The 15,582-nt window shown below is 71.3% G+C and carries 15 protein-coding genes and 1 pseudogene; 2 read left to right on the forward strand and 14 right to left on the reverse strand.

The window, feature by feature from the left end; genetic code table 11:
- Nucleotides 1-78: 78 nt before the first annotated feature.
- Entirely contained in the window at nucleotides 79-2,643 is a 2,565-nt protein-coding gene (gene mprF / locus Q7W82_RS09395) for a bifunctional lysylphosphatidylglycerol flippase/synthetase MprF (RefSeq protein ID WP_242156611.1), read from the reverse strand.
- A gap of 494 nt (nucleotides 2,644-3,137) precedes the next feature.
- Between mprF and Q7W82_RS09400 the strand changes: the two genes are divergently transcribed.
- Nucleotides 3,138-3,830 carry a DUF998 domain-containing protein gene (locus tag Q7W82_RS09400; protein WP_242156612.1) on the forward strand — a complete coding sequence of 231 codons (693 nt, stop codon included), beginning with the start codon at nucleotides 3,138-3,140 and terminating at the stop codon, nucleotides 3,828-3,830.
- Nucleotides 3,827-4,171 (forward strand): RidA family protein, encoded by a 345-nt coding sequence (locus tag Q7W82_RS09405; RefSeq protein WP_242156613.1) that lies wholly within the window; start codon nucleotides 3,827-3,829, stop codon nucleotides 4,169-4,171. The genes Q7W82_RS09400 and Q7W82_RS09405 overlap by 4 nt, the downstream gene beginning before the upstream one ends.
- Nucleotides 4,172-4,384: 213 nt before the next feature.
- Here Q7W82_RS09405 and Q7W82_RS09410 read toward each other — a convergent pair whose 3' ends face one another.
- The 13 genes and pseudogenes from Q7W82_RS09410 to Q7W82_RS09470 all read right to left on the reverse strand — a co-directional run bounded on the left by Q7W82_RS09410 (nucleotide 4,385) and on the right by Q7W82_RS09470 (nucleotide 15,579).
- Nucleotides 4,385-5,461: a cyclopropane-fatty-acyl-phospholipid synthase family protein gene (locus tag Q7W82_RS09410; RefSeq protein ID WP_242156614.1), complete on the reverse strand. Its 1,077-nt coding sequence runs from the start codon at nucleotides 5,459-5,461 to the stop codon at nucleotides 4,385-4,387.
- Between the two features lie 21 nt (nucleotides 5,462-5,482).
- Nucleotides 5,483-6,265 (reverse strand): DUF1295 domain-containing protein, encoded by a 783-nt coding sequence (locus Q7W82_RS09415; RefSeq protein WP_242156615.1) that lies wholly within the window; start codon nucleotides 6,263-6,265, stop codon nucleotides 5,483-5,485.
- Nucleotides 6,262-6,807, reverse strand: coding sequence for a DUF2878 domain-containing protein (locus Q7W82_RS09420; RefSeq protein WP_242156616.1), 546 nt, complete (start codon nucleotides 6,805-6,807; stop codon nucleotides 6,262-6,264). Before Q7W82_RS09420 ends, Q7W82_RS09415 begins: the two co-directional genes overlap by 4 nt.
- Nucleotides 6,804-8,117 (reverse strand): cyclopropane-fatty-acyl-phospholipid synthase family protein, encoded by a 1,314-nt coding sequence (locus Q7W82_RS09425; RefSeq protein WP_242156617.1) that lies wholly within the window; start codon nucleotides 8,115-8,117, stop codon nucleotides 6,804-6,806. Before Q7W82_RS09425 ends, Q7W82_RS09420 begins: the two co-directional genes overlap by 4 nt.
- Nucleotides 8,114-8,893, reverse strand: a pseudogene (locus Q7W82_RS09430) (DUF1365 domain-containing protein); the annotation flags it as partial. The pseudogene Q7W82_RS09430 and the gene Q7W82_RS09425, both read right to left, overlap by 4 nt.
- 86 nt (nucleotides 8,894-8,979) lie before the next feature.
- A complete protein-coding gene (locus tag Q7W82_RS09435; RefSeq protein ID WP_242156619.1) occupies nucleotides 8,980-10,233 on the reverse strand; it encodes an FAD-dependent oxidoreductase in 1,254 nt (417 codons plus the stop codon).
- Complete coding sequence (locus Q7W82_RS09440; RefSeq protein ID WP_242156620.1) at nucleotides 10,230-11,207, reverse strand: acyl-CoA desaturase; 978 nt, start codon at nucleotides 11,205-11,207, stop codon at nucleotides 10,230-10,232. The genes Q7W82_RS09435 and Q7W82_RS09440 overlap by 4 nt, the downstream gene beginning before the upstream one ends.
- Before the next feature lie 336 nt (nucleotides 11,208-11,543).
- Nucleotides 11,544-12,332, reverse strand: coding sequence for an anti-sigma factor (locus tag Q7W82_RS09445; RefSeq protein WP_242156622.1), 789 nt, complete (start codon nucleotides 12,330-12,332; stop codon nucleotides 11,544-11,546).
- Complete coding sequence (locus Q7W82_RS09450) at nucleotides 12,329-12,886, reverse strand: sigma-70 family RNA polymerase sigma factor (protein WP_242156624.1); 558 nt, start codon at nucleotides 12,884-12,886, stop codon at nucleotides 12,329-12,331. Before Q7W82_RS09450 ends, Q7W82_RS09445 begins: the two co-directional genes overlap by 4 nt.
- Nucleotides 12,887-12,944: 58 nt before the next feature.
- A complete protein-coding gene (locus Q7W82_RS09455) occupies nucleotides 12,945-13,316 on the reverse strand; it encodes a DUF4345 domain-containing protein (RefSeq protein ID WP_242156626.1) in 372 nt (123 codons plus the stop codon).
- 88 nt (nucleotides 13,317-13,404) lie between these two features.
- Nucleotides 13,405-14,193: a hypothetical protein gene (locus Q7W82_RS09460; protein WP_242156628.1), complete on the reverse strand. Its 789-nt coding sequence runs from the start codon at nucleotides 14,191-14,193 to the stop codon at nucleotides 13,405-13,407.
- A gap of 91 nt (nucleotides 14,194-14,284) precedes the next feature.
- The gene (rnfB, locus tag Q7W82_RS09465) at nucleotides 14,285-14,695 is read right to left on the reverse strand and encodes an Rnf electron transport complex subunit RnfB (protein ID WP_242156630.1); all 411 of its coding nucleotides are present in this window, start codon (nucleotides 14,693-14,695) and stop codon (nucleotides 14,285-14,287) included.
- A gap of 281 nt (nucleotides 14,696-14,976) precedes the next feature.
- Nucleotides 14,977-15,579: an HAD family hydrolase gene (locus tag Q7W82_RS09470; protein WP_242156632.1), complete on the reverse strand. Its 603-nt coding sequence runs from the start codon at nucleotides 15,577-15,579 to the stop codon at nucleotides 14,977-14,979.
- Nucleotides 15,580-15,582 lie beyond the last annotated feature (3 nt).

A 15,582-nucleotide genomic window follows, 5' to 3' on the forward strand; every position in this document is an offset into this window, starting at 1 on the left:
GAGGGTGCGGCGCAGCCTCGCAATGCCCCAGCAATGCGGCGACCAGGCCAATCCCCAATCCCAACTCCCCAATCCCGGCTACTCAGGCTTGCGCGGATCCAGCGAGATCAGCCGGGTCACGTCCAGCAGGGCGGCGGGCAGGTGCATGCCGCCCGGGGCGGCGAGGTAGCGGGTACGCCAGGTGGGGGCGAACTTGGACTTGAAGCGGCGCAGGCCGGTGAAGCCGTAGAAGCGTTCGCCGTGGCGCACGATCAGGTTGCCGAAGCGGTTCCAGCGGCCGGCCAGGCGGTGCTGGGCCAGGCCCGACAGCGGCGCCATGCCCAGCGAGAAGCGCTTGTAGCCCTGGTCGCGGCCCCACAGGAACAGCTCGATGAACAGGAAATCCATGGTGCCCTTCGGCGCATCGGCGATGTGCCGCATCAGGTCCACCGACAGCTCGTGTCCGGCCGGGGCCTGCCACAGGTTGGCGAAGGCCACGACCTTGCCTTCGAACTCCACCAGCGCGATCGGGAAGCGGCGCAGGTAGGCCGGGTCGAAGCTGCCCAGCGAGAATCCCTTTTCGGCGCCGGCCTTGTCTTCCAGCCATTGTTGCGAGACCTCGGCCAGCACCGGCATCAGCGCGTCCACCGCGTCGGCTTCGACGATGCGGAAGCTCAGCCCGCTGCGCTTGCCGCGGTTCCAGGCCTGGCGCAGGTCGGCGCGGTCGCGGCCTTCCAGGTGGAAGCCCTCCAGCGACACCATCGCCTCCTCGCCGAGCTTGACCAGGGTCAGGCCCAGGTCCAGGTAGGTCTGCCAGTGCTGCTCGCCGACCTGGTAGAACACCGGGCGCAGGCCCATGCGGTCGGCTTCCTCGCGGAAGCGCCAGATCAGCGCCCGCGCCACGTCCGGCGCACCGACCGGGTCGCCCATCGCCACCAGCGAGCCGCCGTAGCGCTGCATCATCACGAAGCCGGGGCCCTCCTCGGCCTGCAGCAGGGCCTTGTCGCCGGTCAGCACCAGGCAGGCCTGGGTATCGGTGGCCTGGGCCAGCACCGGCGCCAGCGCGTCCAGCTGCGCGCCATCGGCCGGCGGCAACGGCGAGCGGGTGCTGTGCAGCAGCCGCGCCATCCCGAACACCACCACTGCCACGCTGACCAGCAGCACCGCGCGCAGCGCGCGCGGTGCGTTGGCCGAGGTGGCGAACTCCCACCACAGCTCGTTCTGGTATTCGACGTGGCTGTAGACGAAGAACAGCAGCCAGATCGTGGCGATCAGCACCAGGCCGAGGTTGCGCAGCCACGGCCACGACCAGGCCTCGTCGAGCAGCGCGCCTTCGCGGTAGAACTCGCGGCGCGCGCCCCACAGGCCCACCGCCACCACCAGCGAGGACAGCGCCACCGAGACGTGGCCGCCGCGCAGCCAGGCCGGCAGCGGCAGCAGCACGCAGATGCCGATCGCCAGCACCCAGGCCGCATGGCTGCGCCGCTGCAGGCCCTGGCCGATCAGCAGCAGCACCACGCCGCCGAGGCTGGCCAGCAGGTGCGAGGTCTCCATGATCGACAGCGGCGCCATGTCCTGGCGGCGCTTGGGCGTGGGCAGGGTGCCGTCGATGACCAGCGCCGCGCCGACCGCGAACACCGCCAGGGCGATGATCTGCGGCAGCCACGGGCGCAGCGTGCGCCAGGCCACGCGCACCCCGCCGGCACTGGCGGCCAGCGGCCGGCGCAGGCCGGACAGCGACGCCATCAGCACCGACAGCAGCAGCGGCACCACGTAGTAGGTGATGCGGTAGATCAGCGCCGCCGCCAGCACCGCCGCCGGGGCCACGCCGGGCAGCAGCTTGAGCAGGCTCCATTCGAACACGCCCAGGCCGGCCGGCACGGTCGACACCAGGCCGGCCACCACCGCGACCAGGTACAGGCCGACGAAGCCGATGTATTCGATGCCCGATTCGTTGGGCAGCAGCACGTAGAACGCGGCGCTGGCCAGGCCCAGCTCGACCACGCTCAGCGCGGTCACGCCCAGGGTGGTGCGCCGGTCCGGCAGCCACAGTTCGTGGCTGCGCCAGCGCAGGGTGCGGCCGTCGCGGCCGGCCAGCAACAGCATCGTGGCGAAGCCCACCAGCAACGCGATGCCGATGGCGCGCACCGCGGTCGCGCCGACCGGCAGCGCCAGCGCGGCCGCGGCCGGTTCCAGGGTCAGGGCCAGCGCCAGCAGCAGCCAGGCGCCGAACACGAAGCCGAGCGTGCTCATCAGCACCACCTGGCCGATCTCGGCCAGGCTCAGCCCGACCCGGCCGTAGCCGCGCAGGCGCACCGCGCCGCCGGTCAGCGCGGCGAAGCCCAGGGTCTGCCCGACCGCATGCGCCAGGAACGCGGTGATGCTGATCCGCATCGGATGCAGCTTGCGCCCGCTGCGGCGCAGGCCGACGGCGTCGAAGCCGATCAGGCAGGCGTAGCTGCTCAAGCCCAGCAGCAGGGTCAGCACGATCTGGCTGAGGCTCAGCTGGTTGAAGGCGTGACGGATCGCACTGTAGCCGTGGGTACTGAACTCCGTGGCCAGCGCATGCAGCGCCAGGGCCAGGATCGCCAGGCTGGCCAGTACCGGCAGCGCACGGCGCCAGCCGGGAGTGGGCGCGGGAGTGGAGGGCGCGGCGTCGGTCATTGCGGGCGGGCGGCAAGGTGCCACGACCCGCGGCACGCGATGCGCGACGAGGCCGGAGCGGAACTGCAGGCGGATCGAAGAGAGGCCATCGCGATACCGGTTGGATGAGAGCGTGTGAGGAACATGGAGAAGGCTATGGACGGGTGGCTACGACGCGGTGGGTGAGGCGCCGAAACAAGGCGGGTTGCCCCGGCCTGTCGCGCAACCCCGCGGTGCACGCAACGTGCCACGTCCCGACAGCGAAGCGATCAGCGGCGCGAAGCCGACCCGGCGCGGGTTGGCCTGATGCCATCCCAGGTCGCGCGTCGCAGCGCATACCGATCCTTCTCTCACCATGCCGCTCCTCTCACCGTGCATCACGCGTTCTAGGCTATACCGGCCGCGCCGGCGACGCGCATGATAGTGGAATCGTACGTCGCCACGGCGTCGGGACTGCGGCAGGGGCCGCGGCCGGCGGTTGCGGCCATGGTCTGTGTTGGTTCCGGAGCCTGTCGATGCCGCTGTCCGCATCTCCCTTTCCCGCGCCGCCGCGCTGGACGCGCCTGGCCGGTGCCGCCGCGCTGCTGCTGGCGTTGCTGTTCCTCGGCGTGGCGTTGGTGTTGCAGGTCCTGCGCACCGATCTGCAGTGGCAGCAGGCCACGCTGAGCCAGTATCTGCACGGTCCCGGCGGCTTGGTGCTGCGCACGGTCTACGTCCTGCTGGCCGCCGGCGTGGCCGCGCTGGCGGCCGGGCTGTATGCGCAAGCGGCGCCACCCGCGCGCAGCGGCGCGCCGGTGTTGCTGTTCGGCGGCGCGGCGCTGGGCTTGTGCGGGGTGGCGATCGGCGACAGCTACCTGCCGCAGCGCGCACCGCTGCTGGCGCCGCTGGTGCACGGGATGTCCGCGCAGACCGCGTTCCTGTGCGCGACCACGGCGATGCTGCTGCAGAGCGCCTGGCTGCGCCGGCAGCCGGCATGGCGGCATCGTGCCGGGACGCTGCTGATGCTGGCGCTGCTGGCCTTCGTGGCGCTATGGGCGCATGTCCTGTGGCGCGCGCCGCCGCGCGGACTGACCCAGAAGCTGGCGATCGCGCTGATCCTGGCCTGGCTGTTGCCGGTGGCGTATCGGCTGTGGCGGCCGGCGCCTGCACGCGCGGCGCAATCGCGCGACAATGGCGCGGTCTTCCCACTACAGGACAGCGCATCATGATCCAGCGTTTCGATACCGGCCCGCGGATGTCGGAGATGACCGTGTACAACGGCGTGGCCTATCTGGCCGGGCAGATCGCCGACGACACCAGCGAAGACATTGCCGGCCAGACCCGCCAGGTGCTGGCGGCGATCGACCGGCTGCTGGCGCTGGCCGCCACCGACAAGAGCCGGATCCTGCGCGCGGAGATCTTCATGACCGACCTGGCCGAGTTCGCCGAGATGAACCAGGTCTGGGAAGAGTGGGTCAGCCCGGGCAACACCCCGGCCCGCGCCACCGTGCAGGCCAAGCTGGCCGATCCGGCCTGGAAGATCGAGATCGTCATTACCGCGGCAGCGTAAAAGCCGGGAATGGGGAGTCGGGAATGGGGAATGGGAAAGGCGGCAGTGCTGTCGCCTGGGCGACCGCGTCAAGCCGTGGCTTTAGCCGCGACGGGCTTCTCCGGTAGAGCCCGCCGCGACTGATCGCAAGTTCCTTGGATGCGCAGCTAACGCCGGCACTCGCCGGGCGCCCATTCCCGTTTCCCCATTCTCGATTCCCGGCGCCCCAGCGCCTCAGCGCCGCACGAACCGGTAATGCGCCACGCCCCACTGCTGGCCCTGTTCGTAGCCGAACAGTTCCGCGCAGGCCATCCAGAACATGCGCCAGCGTTGCCACCAGATCTTGGCGTCGGCGCCGTAGGTGGCCTGCAGCACCGGCATCAGCGCATCGCGGTGGCGGTCCTGGTTGTGCAGCCAGGCATTGGCGGTCTTCTCGTAGTGCTGGCCGGACAGCAGCCAGCGGCGTTCGATCGCCAGGTCGTCCTGGAACTGCAGCAGGGTGTCGGCCGCCGGCATCAGGCCGCCGGTGAAGAAGTGCCGGCCCATCCAGTTGTCCTCGCCCTGCACCTCGAACGGGTAGGCCAGGTCGCGATGGCAGAAGATGTGCACGAACAGCCGCCCACCCGGCACCAGCCAATGGCTGACCCGCTTGAGCAGTTCGCGGTAGTTGCGCATGTGCTCGAACATCTCGATCGAGACCACGCGGTCGTAGCTCTCGGTCGGCAGGGTCAGGGTGTTGGCGTCGTGAGTGATCACCTTGACGTTGCTGAGCCCGCGCGCGCGGCACTGCGCTTCGATGTGCTCGCGCTGCGGCCGCGAGTTGGACACCGCGGTGATGCGCGCGCCGGGGAACTGCTCGGCCATCCACAAGGTCAGCGAACCCCAGCCGCAGCCCAGCTCGAGGATGCGCTGGCCATCGCGCAACTGCGCGCGTTCGCCGTACAGCTGCAGCATGCGTTCTTCGGCCGCGTTCAGGTCGGGCGTGCTCGCGTCCCAGTAGCAGCTGCTGTACTTCAGGCGCTTGCCCAGGCACAGCTCGAAGAACCGCGGCGGCACTTCGTAGTGCTGGCGATTGGCCGCGTCGGTCTCGATGGCGATGGCGCTCTCGCGCAGCGATTCGATCAGCAGGCGCTGGCGTTCCCAGGCCGCGTCGGCGCCGCCGGCGCGCTCGTCGCGCAGGCGCTGCGCGCACAACCGGCGCATCGCCGCGCGCAGCATGGCGTCGGGCAGCAGGCCGGACTCGGCCAGGCGCGTGGCCAGAGGCTCGGCCGGCGCGGCGGGCGGGGAAGAGGTGGCGAAGGTGCTGGACATCGGCGGATCTCCTGGCGCGGCTCAGTGCCGCGGCGGCATGGGGAAGAAGGCGCTGGTGCTGCGCTGGTAGTCGGCGTAGTCGCGGCCACGCGAGCGCAGGGCCTGCTGTTCGGTGTAGGGAATGCCGGTGACGCGGTACAGGAAGGCGAACATCAGCAGCGGTCCCAGCGCGGCCACGCCGACCCACAGCGCGCCGCTGCCCGCCGCCAGGAACACGTAGGCGAACCAGTGCACGAATTCGAAGAAGTAGTTCGGGTGCCGCGAATAGCGCCACAGGCCGCGGCGGCAGGTGGTGCCCTTGTTCGCCGGGTCGGCGCGGAACGCGGCCAGTTGCCGGTCGGCCAGGCTTTCCCCGCCGACCGCGATCAGCCAGGTCGCCACCGCCAGCGTGGTCCACACGCTCCATTGCGGCTGCGGATTGTGCGCGGCCACCGACAGCGGCACCGCGAACGCCAGCACCACCAGCGCCTGGCCGAGGAAGAACGCCAGGAACTTGCGCTGGTCGCCGTGCCAGTGCTCGCGCAGGGCGCGATAGCGGCCGTCCTCGTGCGCATCGCCGAACACGCGCACGCCCAGGTGCCAGGCCAGGCGTGCGCCCCACAGCCCGCCCAGCACGGCGGTCAGCACGCGCGGCAGCAACGCGCCGTCGGCGCGCCAGGCGCAGTACACCGCGGTCAGCGCCATGCACGCCGACCACAACACGTCGACCACGCCGGCGTTGCGGGTGTGTCGCTGCCAGGCCCAGCCGGCGAGCATGACCAGCACGGTGAATACGCCGACATGCAGCAGCGGCCAGGTGTTCATCGCATCGCTCCGGTTGCCGGCATCGCTGGCGTTGGGGACATCAGGCGGCGCATCGCCAGGCTCAGCGGGGTCAGTGCCGCGGCCCAGCCCAGCGCCAGCGCCAGCAGCGCCTGCGGCAATGGCTCGGTCAGCGTCACCGCCTGCCAGCCGCGCGCGGCCAGCACATAGCCCAGCGGACCGGCGGTGGCGCCGAACAGCGCCGCGCGCCAGGGATGGCGCATCACCCACGCCAGCGAATGCTGGAAGGTCAGCGCGAAGCCGGCCCACAGCGCCAGGATCCACAGCGGCGGCCACGGCGCCGGCGGCGCGGCGGCGTAGCGCACCCAGTCGCCGGCGCGCATGGCGGCATCCACACCGGCGCCCAGGGGCAACGCCAGGGCGATCAGCGTGGCGTCGCCGCGGGCGCGACGGCGCGGCTGCAACTGGTACAGCGCGAACAGCGCCAGCGCCGCCGGGCCGGCCCAGGCCAGCCCGTGCGCGGCGCCGACGACCGCGGCCAGCCACAGCCCCTGCAGGGCCAGGTAGTTGATCAGGTTGCTCATGCGTCGCCCGCCAGCGCGGGAGCGAACTGCGCCGGCCGCGCGCGCGGCTTGCTCAGCCACAGGTGCACGTCGCCGATCGAGCGCTCCAGGAAGCCGCCCTCGCAGTAGGCCAGATAGAACTCCCACATGCGGATGAAGCGTTCGTCGTAGCCGAGCGCGCGCACCTGCGGCAGTTTGGCCATGAAGCGCTCGCGCCAGGCGCGCAGGGTCAGCGCGTAGCTGGGGCCGATGTCTTCCAGGTTGAACAGGCGCAGGTCGCTGGCGCGGCCGATCGCGCCGGTCATCGCCGCTACCGAGGGAATGAAGCTGCCCGGGAAGATGTGGCGCTTGATGAAGTCCACCGACTTGAGCGCCTGCGCGTAGCGGTGATCCTCGATGGTGATGGCCTGGATCAGCGCCTGGCCGTCGTCCTTGAGCAGGCTGCCGACCTTGCCGAAGTAGGTGTCCAGGTACTGATGGCCGATCGCCTCGATCATCTCGATCGAGACCAGGCGATCGTAGCGACCATCGAGATCGCGGTAATCGCGCAGCAGCACTTCGACCCGGTCCGACAGCCCCGCGGCGGCGATGCGCTGCCGCGCCAGTTCGTACTGCTCGCGCGAGATGGTGGTGGTGGTGACGCGGCAGCCGTGGTGCTTGGCCGCATGCAGCGCGAAACCGCCCCAGCCGGTGCCGATCTCGACCAGATGGTGCTGCGGCTGCAGATCGAGCTTGGCGCAGATGCGCTGCAGCTTGCGCTCGGCCGCGCGCTCCAGCGCCGCCTCGCCCAAGGCGGCGTCGGCATCGCGGAAGATCGCCGAGGAGTACATCAGGTTGCGGTCCAGGAACAGCTCGAACAGTTGGTTGCCCAGGTCGTAGTGCGCGGCGATGTTGCGGCGGCTGCCGGCGCGGGTGTTGCGGGCGAACGCGTGCAGGCCGCGCATCGCCAGGCCGCCGAGCCGGGCCAGGCCGGTCTCCATCGCGTCCAGGCGGTCGCGGTTGCGCACCAGCAGGCGCACCAGCGCGACCAGGTCGTCGCAGTCCCACAGCCCGTCCATGTACGCCTCGCCGACGCCGACGCTGCCGTTGAGCGCGGCCTGCCGGTAGAAACGCGGGTCGTGGATGCGCAGGTGCGCCTGCAACGCGTCGGCGCCGGCGCTGGCATCGCCCAGCGTGGTCAGCGTGCCGGCCTCCTCGATCCGCAGCTGACCATCGTGCAGGCCATCGAGCGTGGCGAGCAGGCGCTGCCGCAGCAGGCGATCGAGACCGCGCACCGGCGGTGCGGCCGGGGTCAGCGCGGCGTCGGAAGAGGGCGCGTGCGGAGCGTTCATCGGCGTTCTCGCGGAAGGGAATGGTCGGGGTGGTCGTGCACCGGGTTGCCGCGCAGCCACAGCCGCAGCGCCTGCCAGTGGATCTTGGCCATGACCTGCAGGGTCATCGCCGGATAGCGCAGCAGCGCCTGCGCCAGGCTGGCGCCGCCGAGGGCGCGGCGCTGCAGCACCAAGGTGGCGTCGAAGCGCCGCCGCGTCGTCGCCGGCGCGGGATCGAGCACGTCCATGTGCACGCGCAGTTGCGCGCCGGGTTCGCTGAAGCGCCAAGCGTAGGTGTGCGCCATGGCCATGAACGGCGAGACATGGAAGCGCTTGGCGAAGCGCCAGGCATGCGTGGCGCCATGACTGCGCGCCTCGGCCATCGGCAGCACGTAGGCGTGGCGCTGCCGCCATGGCGTGTTGGTGATCTCGGCGACGATGCTGTGCAGGCGTTGCTGCGCATCGTGGCAGTAGTAGAACGTGACCGGATTGAAGCAGTGGCCGAAGTAGCGCAGGTGGGTGAGCATGCGCACTGGCCCCAGCGGGCGCTCGCCGGTGTGCTGCTGCACGCGGTCGCGTACCGCTTCGTCCAGTGGCTGTGCAGGGTCGCCGAGGTAATCGCTGCGGCGGAACTCGGCCAGGTTGCGCCGGTTCACCGACCACAGCCAGCGCCGCGCGAACACCTGCTCCAGTTCGTCCAGGTCCAGGTACAGCAGGAACAGCGGATAGCGGAACGCCAGCGCTTTCGGCGCATAGCGGCGATGCCGCACCCAGCCGGTGTACACCGCGCTGTGCAGGCCGTGCAAGGTCGTGCCCGCCGCCGCCGACGTTGTCGAGACGGCGCCAGCCGGCGGGGCGGACACGGCAGCACGGCGCATCAGGGTCATGACCAGGGTACCCCCAGCGCGGCGGCCACGTCGACCGCGCTGCGCAGGCCGTCCTCGTGGAAGCCGAAGCCCCAGCCGGCGCCGGCGAACCAGGTGTTGCGCTGGCCCTGGATCTCGCCCTTGCGCGCCTGCGCCGCCACCGATGCCTGGGTCTGCAGCGGATGCCGGTAGCGCATGCGTCGCAGCACCTTGGCCGGATCGATCGCATCTGTGCGGTTGAGGCTGACGATGAACGGCTGCGGCGCCTGCAGCGACTGCAGCGCGTTCATCCAGTAGCTCACCGTGCACGGCGCGTCCGGATCGGCCGGCACGTGCGCATTCCAGGCGGCCCAGGCGCGGCGGTCGCGCGGCAGCACGCGCGCATCGGTGTGCAGCACGGTCTCGTTGTCCTGGTAGCCGATCGCGCCGAGGATCGCGGTTTCGGCTTCGCTGGGATCGGTGAGCAGGCGCAGCGCATCGTCGGCGTGGCAGGCCAGTACCGCGTGGTCGTATTGCTGGGTGTCGGCGTCGCAGGCGATGGCGACGCTGCCGTGCGCGGTCCGCTGGATCGCGCGCACCGGCGTGCCCAGCCGCTCGCGCACGCGCCAGCGGCTGCGCAACGCGCGCACGTAGCTGTTGGAGCCGCCGCGCACTACCCGCCACTGCGGGCGGCCGCTGACCTGCAGCATGTGGTGGTTGGCCATGAAGCCGATCAACTGGCGCATCGGGAAGTCGAGGATCTGCCGCGAGGGCGAGGACCACAGCGCCGAGGCCATCGGCACCAGGTGCGCGTCGCGGAACACCTCGGAGTAGCCGTGGCGCTGCAGGAATTCGCCCAGCGTCAGCTGCGCCAGGGTGGCGTCGTGCAGCACCTGCGGCGCCTCGCGGTAGAACCGCTGCAGGTCGCGCAGCATCCGCCAGAAGCGCGGCGACAGCAGATTGCGGCGCTGGCAGAACAGGCCGCCGAGGGTGCCGGCGTTGTATTCCAGCCCGGTGCGCTGCTCGTGCACCGAGAAACTCATCGTGGTCGGCTGCGACTCCACCCCGAGCCGCGCGAACAGCGCGCTCAGCAGCGGGTAGTGCTGCGGATTGAACACGATGAAGCCGCTGTCCACCGCGTACTCCACGCCGTCCAGTTCGATCGCATGGGTGTGGGTGTGGCCGCCGAGATAATCGGCCGCCTCGTACAGCGTCACCTCGTGGCGCTGCGACAGCAACCATGCCGCGCCGAGGCCGGCGATCCCCGAGCCCACCACCGCGATCCGGCTCATCGGGCACGCGCCTGTGCGCGCAGCAGTCCGGCCGGCACCGGTTTGAGCTCGCGGATCACGCGGGTCCACGACAGCGCCTTCAGTCCGTACCAGGTCAGGTCCAGCTCCCACCAGCGGAATCCCTGGCGCGCGGCGCCGGGGAAGAAATGGTGGTTGTTGTGCCAGCCTTCGCCGAAGGTCAGCAGCGCCAGCCACAGGTTGTTGCGGCTGTCGTCGCGGGTGTCGAAGCGACGGCTGCCGAAGCGGTGCGCCAGCGAGTTGATGGTGAAGGTGGCATGGAACAGCGCCACGGTGGAGACGAAGAAGCCCCAGACCAGCAACTGCGGGCCATCGGTGCCGAGCTGCGGCACGTGCTGCTGCAGCCACTCGCCGAGCAGGAACAGTGCCAGCGCCAGCAGCACCGGCAGCAGCAGGTCGAAGCGATCGAGGAAGCGCAGTTCGGGGAAGCGACGCAGGTCCGGGATCGCGTCCCAATCGGTGCGGAAGCCGCGCGGGGTCAGGAACCAGCCGCTATGGCTCCACCAGAAGCCGTGCTGGCGTGGCGAATGCGGATCGGCCGGGGTGTCGGTGTGGCGATGGTGGTTGCGGTGGTGCGCGGCCCACCACAGCGGCCCGCGCTGCACGCAGGTGGCGCCGATCGCGGCGAACAGGAACTGCACCGGGCGCGAGGTCTTGAACGCGCGGTGGGCGAAATAGCGGTGGTAGAAGCCGGTGAGCGCGAACATGCGCACCGCGTACATCGCCACCGCCATGCCCACGGCGAACCACGACACGCCGACCCAGAACACGCCCAGGCAGGCCAGGTGCAGGCCGATGTAGGGCGCGGCGCGCAGCCAGTCGATGCGGTCGGCACGCGCCGGGTCCAGTTCGATCTCGGCGCTGGTGTCGAACCAGCGGCGCAAGGTGCGCAGGATGCGGCCACGCGGCGCAGGCGGCGTTGTCGAATGCGGGCGTTCCGGAACGGGACTCGGCACAAGCGCGTCTCATTGGGGGACTTGGGGAGCGATACGGGCGAAACCGGAAGACGGATGCACCCGCGTCGCGCGCCGTCCCCTGCGCGTGGTGCATGCCCCTCGCGCGTGGCGCACGTGTTCCCCGCCTGCGCATCGCAGCGCCGAGGGGGACGATCGTGTCGCGACACAGGACGGAACCGCGCATGCATGACAGCGCGCGTATCCTGCCCAGGCTGCGGTAGCGGTTAAGTGAATACGCGCCGCCGACGCCGTGGCGGCGGCGGTCGGCGACCACCGCGACGCGCGCCAAGAGGCCGCGCGCGGGCGATGCGGCGGCGCAGGGCCGCCGCAATTTGTCTACGGCGCCAGCTGCAACGTACTGATGCCGCCCTTGGCCACGACCGGGCCGGTGGCCACGCCGCCGGGCGCGCCGCCGGGCGGTTCCATGGTCACCGCCAGCACCGCGCCGTCGCTGAGCAAGGGCATCAGCGCATCGGGGATGCGCGCCACGCGCGCCTTGGCTTCGTCGAACACGCCCATCGAGCGCGCCTTGCCGTCGGCCGGGATCAGCCACAGTTCGGGCACGCGGGCGCTGTCGCGGGTGCCGCCGAGCGGGGTGAGGGTGATGCTGCGCTTGTCGGCGTCCATCAGCGCCACGTAGCCGGGCTTGCCGTCGTCCTGCATCAGCGTGGAGGTCATCGCGATGCCGCTGGGCTTGGGCGTGGTGGTGGCGACCGGCGGCGGCTGCGCGGCCGGCGGTGGCACCGGCGCGCGCGCCAGCAGCAGCGCCAGCAGGCAGGCGGTGGCGGTGGCGAAGCCGCCGGCGCTGAGCCAGCGCCAGGTCCGCACGCTGTCCCAGAACCCGGGCGCGGCCGGACGCGCGCGTGGCGCCGGCGCATCCAGGCCCAGCGAGGCGCGGATGCGCACCCACACGCGTTCGGGCACCGCCACCGGCGCGATCTCGTCGGCCAGCGGCATCAGGTGCTGTTGCCACTGCAGCACCGCCGCGGCGAATGCATGGTCGCTGTCGATGCGCGCCTCGGCAGCACGCCGCTCCTGCGCGTCGAGCACGCCGAGCACGTATTCGCCGGCCAGCACGTCGCGCGGCGGCGGGGTTTCCTGCGGATCGGGCACGGAGGCGTTCATCGTTCCAGGCACGCTTTCAGTTTGGCCAGGCCGCGGCGGATCCAGCTCTTGACCGTGCCCAGCGGCGTGCCGCTGCGATGGGCCAGTTCTTCATAGGTGATGCCTTCGAAGAACGCGGTACGGATCAGCTCGCCGCGCGGCGGCTCCAGTTCGCCCATGCACACGTCCAGGCGCCGGCCGGCCACCCGCCACTCGGTGTCGGCGAGCGGATCGCGGCCTTCGTCCTGCAGCTCGCCGGCGTCGTCCAGCGCCACCGATTGCCGCGCCGGCGCACGTGCGCGCAGATGGTCGATGGCCTTGTTGCGCGCGATCATGGTCAGCCAGGTCAGGCCGCGCGCGCGCTGCGGGTCGAATTGCGCGGCCTTGCGCCAGACCGAGGAGAACACTTCCTGCAGCACGTCCTCGGCCTCGCCGCGCTGCGGCACGATGCGCAGGCACACGCCGAACAGGCGCGACGAGGTGCTGCGGTACAGGCGCTCGAAGGCGGCGCTGTCGCCGTTGGCGGTGGCGACCAGCAATTGTCCTGCTTCGTCGTGATCGGGCGTCTCGGTCATGCCGGGATACGGTGGCGAAGGTCGGCGCGATGCTACAGGCTTTCGCCGCGTCCGTCGCTCAGGCGCGCTGGCGCCGCCACAGCACGAGTGCGGCGAGCAGCAGGACGATCTCGAACACGGCCAGGCCGGTCGTGGTCGGGCCCACCGGCCACAACCGCAGCAGGCTGGCGCTGCGGTAGAGCACGATGGGCACGTAGAACGCCAGCGCCAGGAGCAGGCCGGTGCGCAGCTGCCCGGTGCGGGCGAAGTAGCCGAACAGGAAGGCCATGCCCAACTGCAGGCCGCCGTAGATGACCAGGTATTCGGACTGGCCGGACCGGTCCAGGCCGACATAGCCCACCGCCGCGGCGGTCTGCGCCGGCAGCAGCGTGCACCAGACGGCGAGCAGCGCGTACAGCGCGGCGTTGAACCACAGATAGGCCTTGGCCATGGGGTGTCCTCGTCGATGCGCGGGCGATGCGCAGGCATGGTTGTAGCGGGTGCGGCGCGGGCCGGCGTGAACGCGCTGGCGGCGCGGCTCAGCGCGCGCTGCATTGCGCGACCAACGGTTGCTGCAGCGCCTGCTCCCAGGCGCCGGCATCGGCCTGGCCGCGCAGGCGTTCGGGGAATTCGATGCGCACGGTCGGGTAGCGGCCGCGCGCGTCGCGGATGTTGCCGACGCCGCGGAACTCGAGCAGACGCCGGTCCTGGCGCGCGTAGGCGACGCTGAGGTCGGGCAGCAGCGTGCCGTACCAGGCGGCCAGGCTCAGGGTGTAGCGCTGCACCTCGGCATCGGCCGGGCCGGGCGTGATGCGGAAGTCGAGCGTGCGCAGTTCGCTGGGCAGCACGAAGGCGATACGCTGCGGCGCGCCGCTGCCCAGGCTGTCCCAGCGCTGGCGCAGGTAGGCGTCGAAGCCGGCGTCGATCACCTGCGCCTGGTCGCTCTTCGGCAACGGTGCGCGGCGCTCGGCCTGGCCTTTGGCCTGGCTGAACATCTCGCGCCCGCCGCCGCTGCGGCGCACGCCCTCGCGGTAGCCGCTGCGCGCATCGACCAGCTCGAAGTCCGGCGCGGCGCTGCCGTCGTCCACGCGCTTGCGCGCGAATGCGGCGCCATCGGCGCACTGGTACAGCACCAGGCGCGCACCATCCTCGCGCACCCAGTGGCTTTCGCGATACAGCACCTGCTTGCCGTCGGCGGCATAGGCGACGCCCTCGTAGTGCAGCATGGCCCTGGCCGGCGCCGCAGCGATCAGGGCGGCGATGCCGAGGGCCAGGGCCAGCGGCAGGTGCGGTCGGGAGAGTGGGAAGGCAGCGGTCGACGTCGGCATGCACGGCGCTCCGGTGGGATGACACCAGGACATACGCGGCCGGCGCCGATCCGGATGCGCCCGCCGTGGCGGCCGCGTTGCGGTGGCCGTCTCAGCGCAGGACGATGCAATCCACCGGGCAGGCCGGCAGGCACAGCGCGCAGCCGGTGCACAAGGGGGCCAGCACCGTGTGCATGTGCTTGGCGCCGCCGACGATGGCGTCCACCGGGCAGGCCTGGATGCACTTGGTGCAGCCGATGCAGTCGGCCTCGACTACCCACGCCACCTGCGGCGGCGCATGCGTGCCGCGGCTGCGGTCGTAGGGCAGGGCAGGCACCCCGAGTACCCGCGCCAGGGCGCGCGCGCCTGCATCGCCGCCGGGCGGGCAGCGGTCCACCTGCGCCGTGCCGGCGGCCATCGCCTCGGCATAGGGGCGACAGCCGTCGAACCCGCACTGGCCGCATTGGGTCTGCGGTAGCAGGCGATCGAGGCGTTCGAGCAGGGCGTCGTGGGCGGGCGTCATGGTGGGGGCGGCGCGCGGCAGCGCACGGCGTGGAGCAGGAGCGAAGAAACGGGAACGCCGGCGTGGGCGGCCGGCACAGTGTAGCGCGGCGTCCGTTGCGGCCCGCCCTGGGGGGCGCCGTGGGTATCGATCGCGATCTGGATCGCAGTGCCTGGCTCCCGCTGGCCCTGCACGCGCTGCGATCGCGCGGTGGCGTCTAGGCGCCGCTTCGTGCCGCCGCTGCGGCCACGCGCCGCGCCACGGAGGGCGTGCACGGCGGGGTCTCGTGCCGCGTCATCGGCTCAGGCGATCCGGCGCCCGCGGTACCAGCGCTCGTGCGCCAGCGCCAGCATCGGCCGGTCCTCGCGGCTGTCGCCGTAGGCATAGATGCGCTGATAGGCGCCGAGGTCGTAGTGCATGCGGATCAGCGCCGCCTTGCGCGGCCCGCAATCGCCGTGGCGATAGCGTCCGGTCAGGCGTCCGTCCTGCACATCCAGGCGGTTGCAGATCACGTGCAGCCCATGTTGCGTGCACCAGGGCCGCAGATACAGGTCCAGCGAGCCGGACACCACCGCCACGGCGTGCCCTTGGGCCTGATGCCAGGCGATCCGCTGCAGCATGTCCGGTCGCAGCACCAATGGCAGCGCCTCCTGCGCATAGTGTTCGGCCTGGCGGGCGATGTCCTCTGCATCGCGTCCGGCGAACACCAGCCGGGTGACCCGCGTGCGCAACGCCGCCGCCGACACCAGGCCCAGCCGGTAGCCGGCCAGCCAGGGTCCGACCGTCCAGCGCGCAGTCGCCTGTTGCGCCGGCGTCGCCACACGGCGCAGGAACCCCGAATAGGTATCGGTGGTGGTGACCGTGTGGTCGAAGTCGAAAAGCGCGAGGGATTGGGGATTCGGCATTGG

The organism is Xanthomonas indica, from assembly GCF_040529045.1.
GTDB classification, from domain to species: Bacteria; Pseudomonadota; Gammaproteobacteria; order Xanthomonadales; family Xanthomonadaceae; genus Xanthomonas_A; species Xanthomonas_A indica.

Coding starts and splice junctions, on each gene's coding strand:
- mprF (WP_242156611.1), bottom strand. CDS start 2,643: ATGACCGACGCCGCGCCCTCCACTCCCGCGCCCACTCCCGGCTGGCGC.
- Q7W82_RS09400 (WP_242156612.1), top strand. CDS start 3,138: ATGCCGCTGTCCGCATCTCCCTTTCCCGCGCCGCCGCGCTGGACGCGC.
- Q7W82_RS09405 (WP_242156613.1), top strand. CDS start 3,827: ATGATCCAGCGTTTCGATACCGGCCCGCGGATGTCGGAGATGACCGTG.
- Q7W82_RS09410 (WP_242156614.1), bottom strand. CDS start 5,461: ATGTCCAGCACCTTCGCCACCTCTTCCCCGCCCGCCGCGCCGGCCGAG.
- Q7W82_RS09415 (WP_242156615.1), bottom strand. CDS start 6,265: ATGAACACCTGGCCGCTGCTGCATGTCGGCGTATTCACCGTGCTGGTC.
- Q7W82_RS09420 (WP_242156616.1), bottom strand. CDS start 6,807: ATGAGCAACCTGATCAACTACCTGGCCCTGCAGGGGCTGTGGCTGGCC.
- Q7W82_RS09425 (WP_242156617.1), bottom strand. CDS start 8,117: ATGAACGCTCCGCACGCGCCCTCTTCCGACGCCGCGCTGACCCCGGCC.
- Q7W82_RS09435 (WP_242156619.1), bottom strand. CDS start 10,233: ATGAGCCGGATCGCGGTGGTGGGCTCGGGGATCGCCGGCCTCGGCGCG.
- Q7W82_RS09445 (WP_242156622.1), bottom strand. CDS start 12,332: ATGAACGCCTCCGTGCCCGATCCGCAGGAAACCCCGCCGCCGCGCGAC.
- Q7W82_RS09450 (WP_242156624.1), bottom strand. CDS start 12,886: ATGACCGAGACGCCCGATCACGACGAAGCAGGACAATTGCTGGTCGCC.
- Q7W82_RS09455 (WP_242156626.1), bottom strand. CDS start 13,316: ATGGCCAAGGCCTATCTGTGGTTCAACGCCGCGCTGTACGCGCTGCTC.
- Q7W82_RS09460 (WP_242156628.1), bottom strand. CDS start 14,193: ATGCCGACGTCGACCGCTGCCTTCCCACTCTCCCGACCGCACCTGCCG.
- rnfB (WP_242156630.1), bottom strand. CDS start 14,695: ATGACGCCCGCCCACGACGCCCTGCTCGAACGCCTCGATCGCCTGCTA.
- Q7W82_RS09470 (WP_242156632.1), bottom strand. CDS start 15,579: ATGCCGAATCCCCAATCCCTCGCGCTTTTCGACTTCGACCACACGGTC.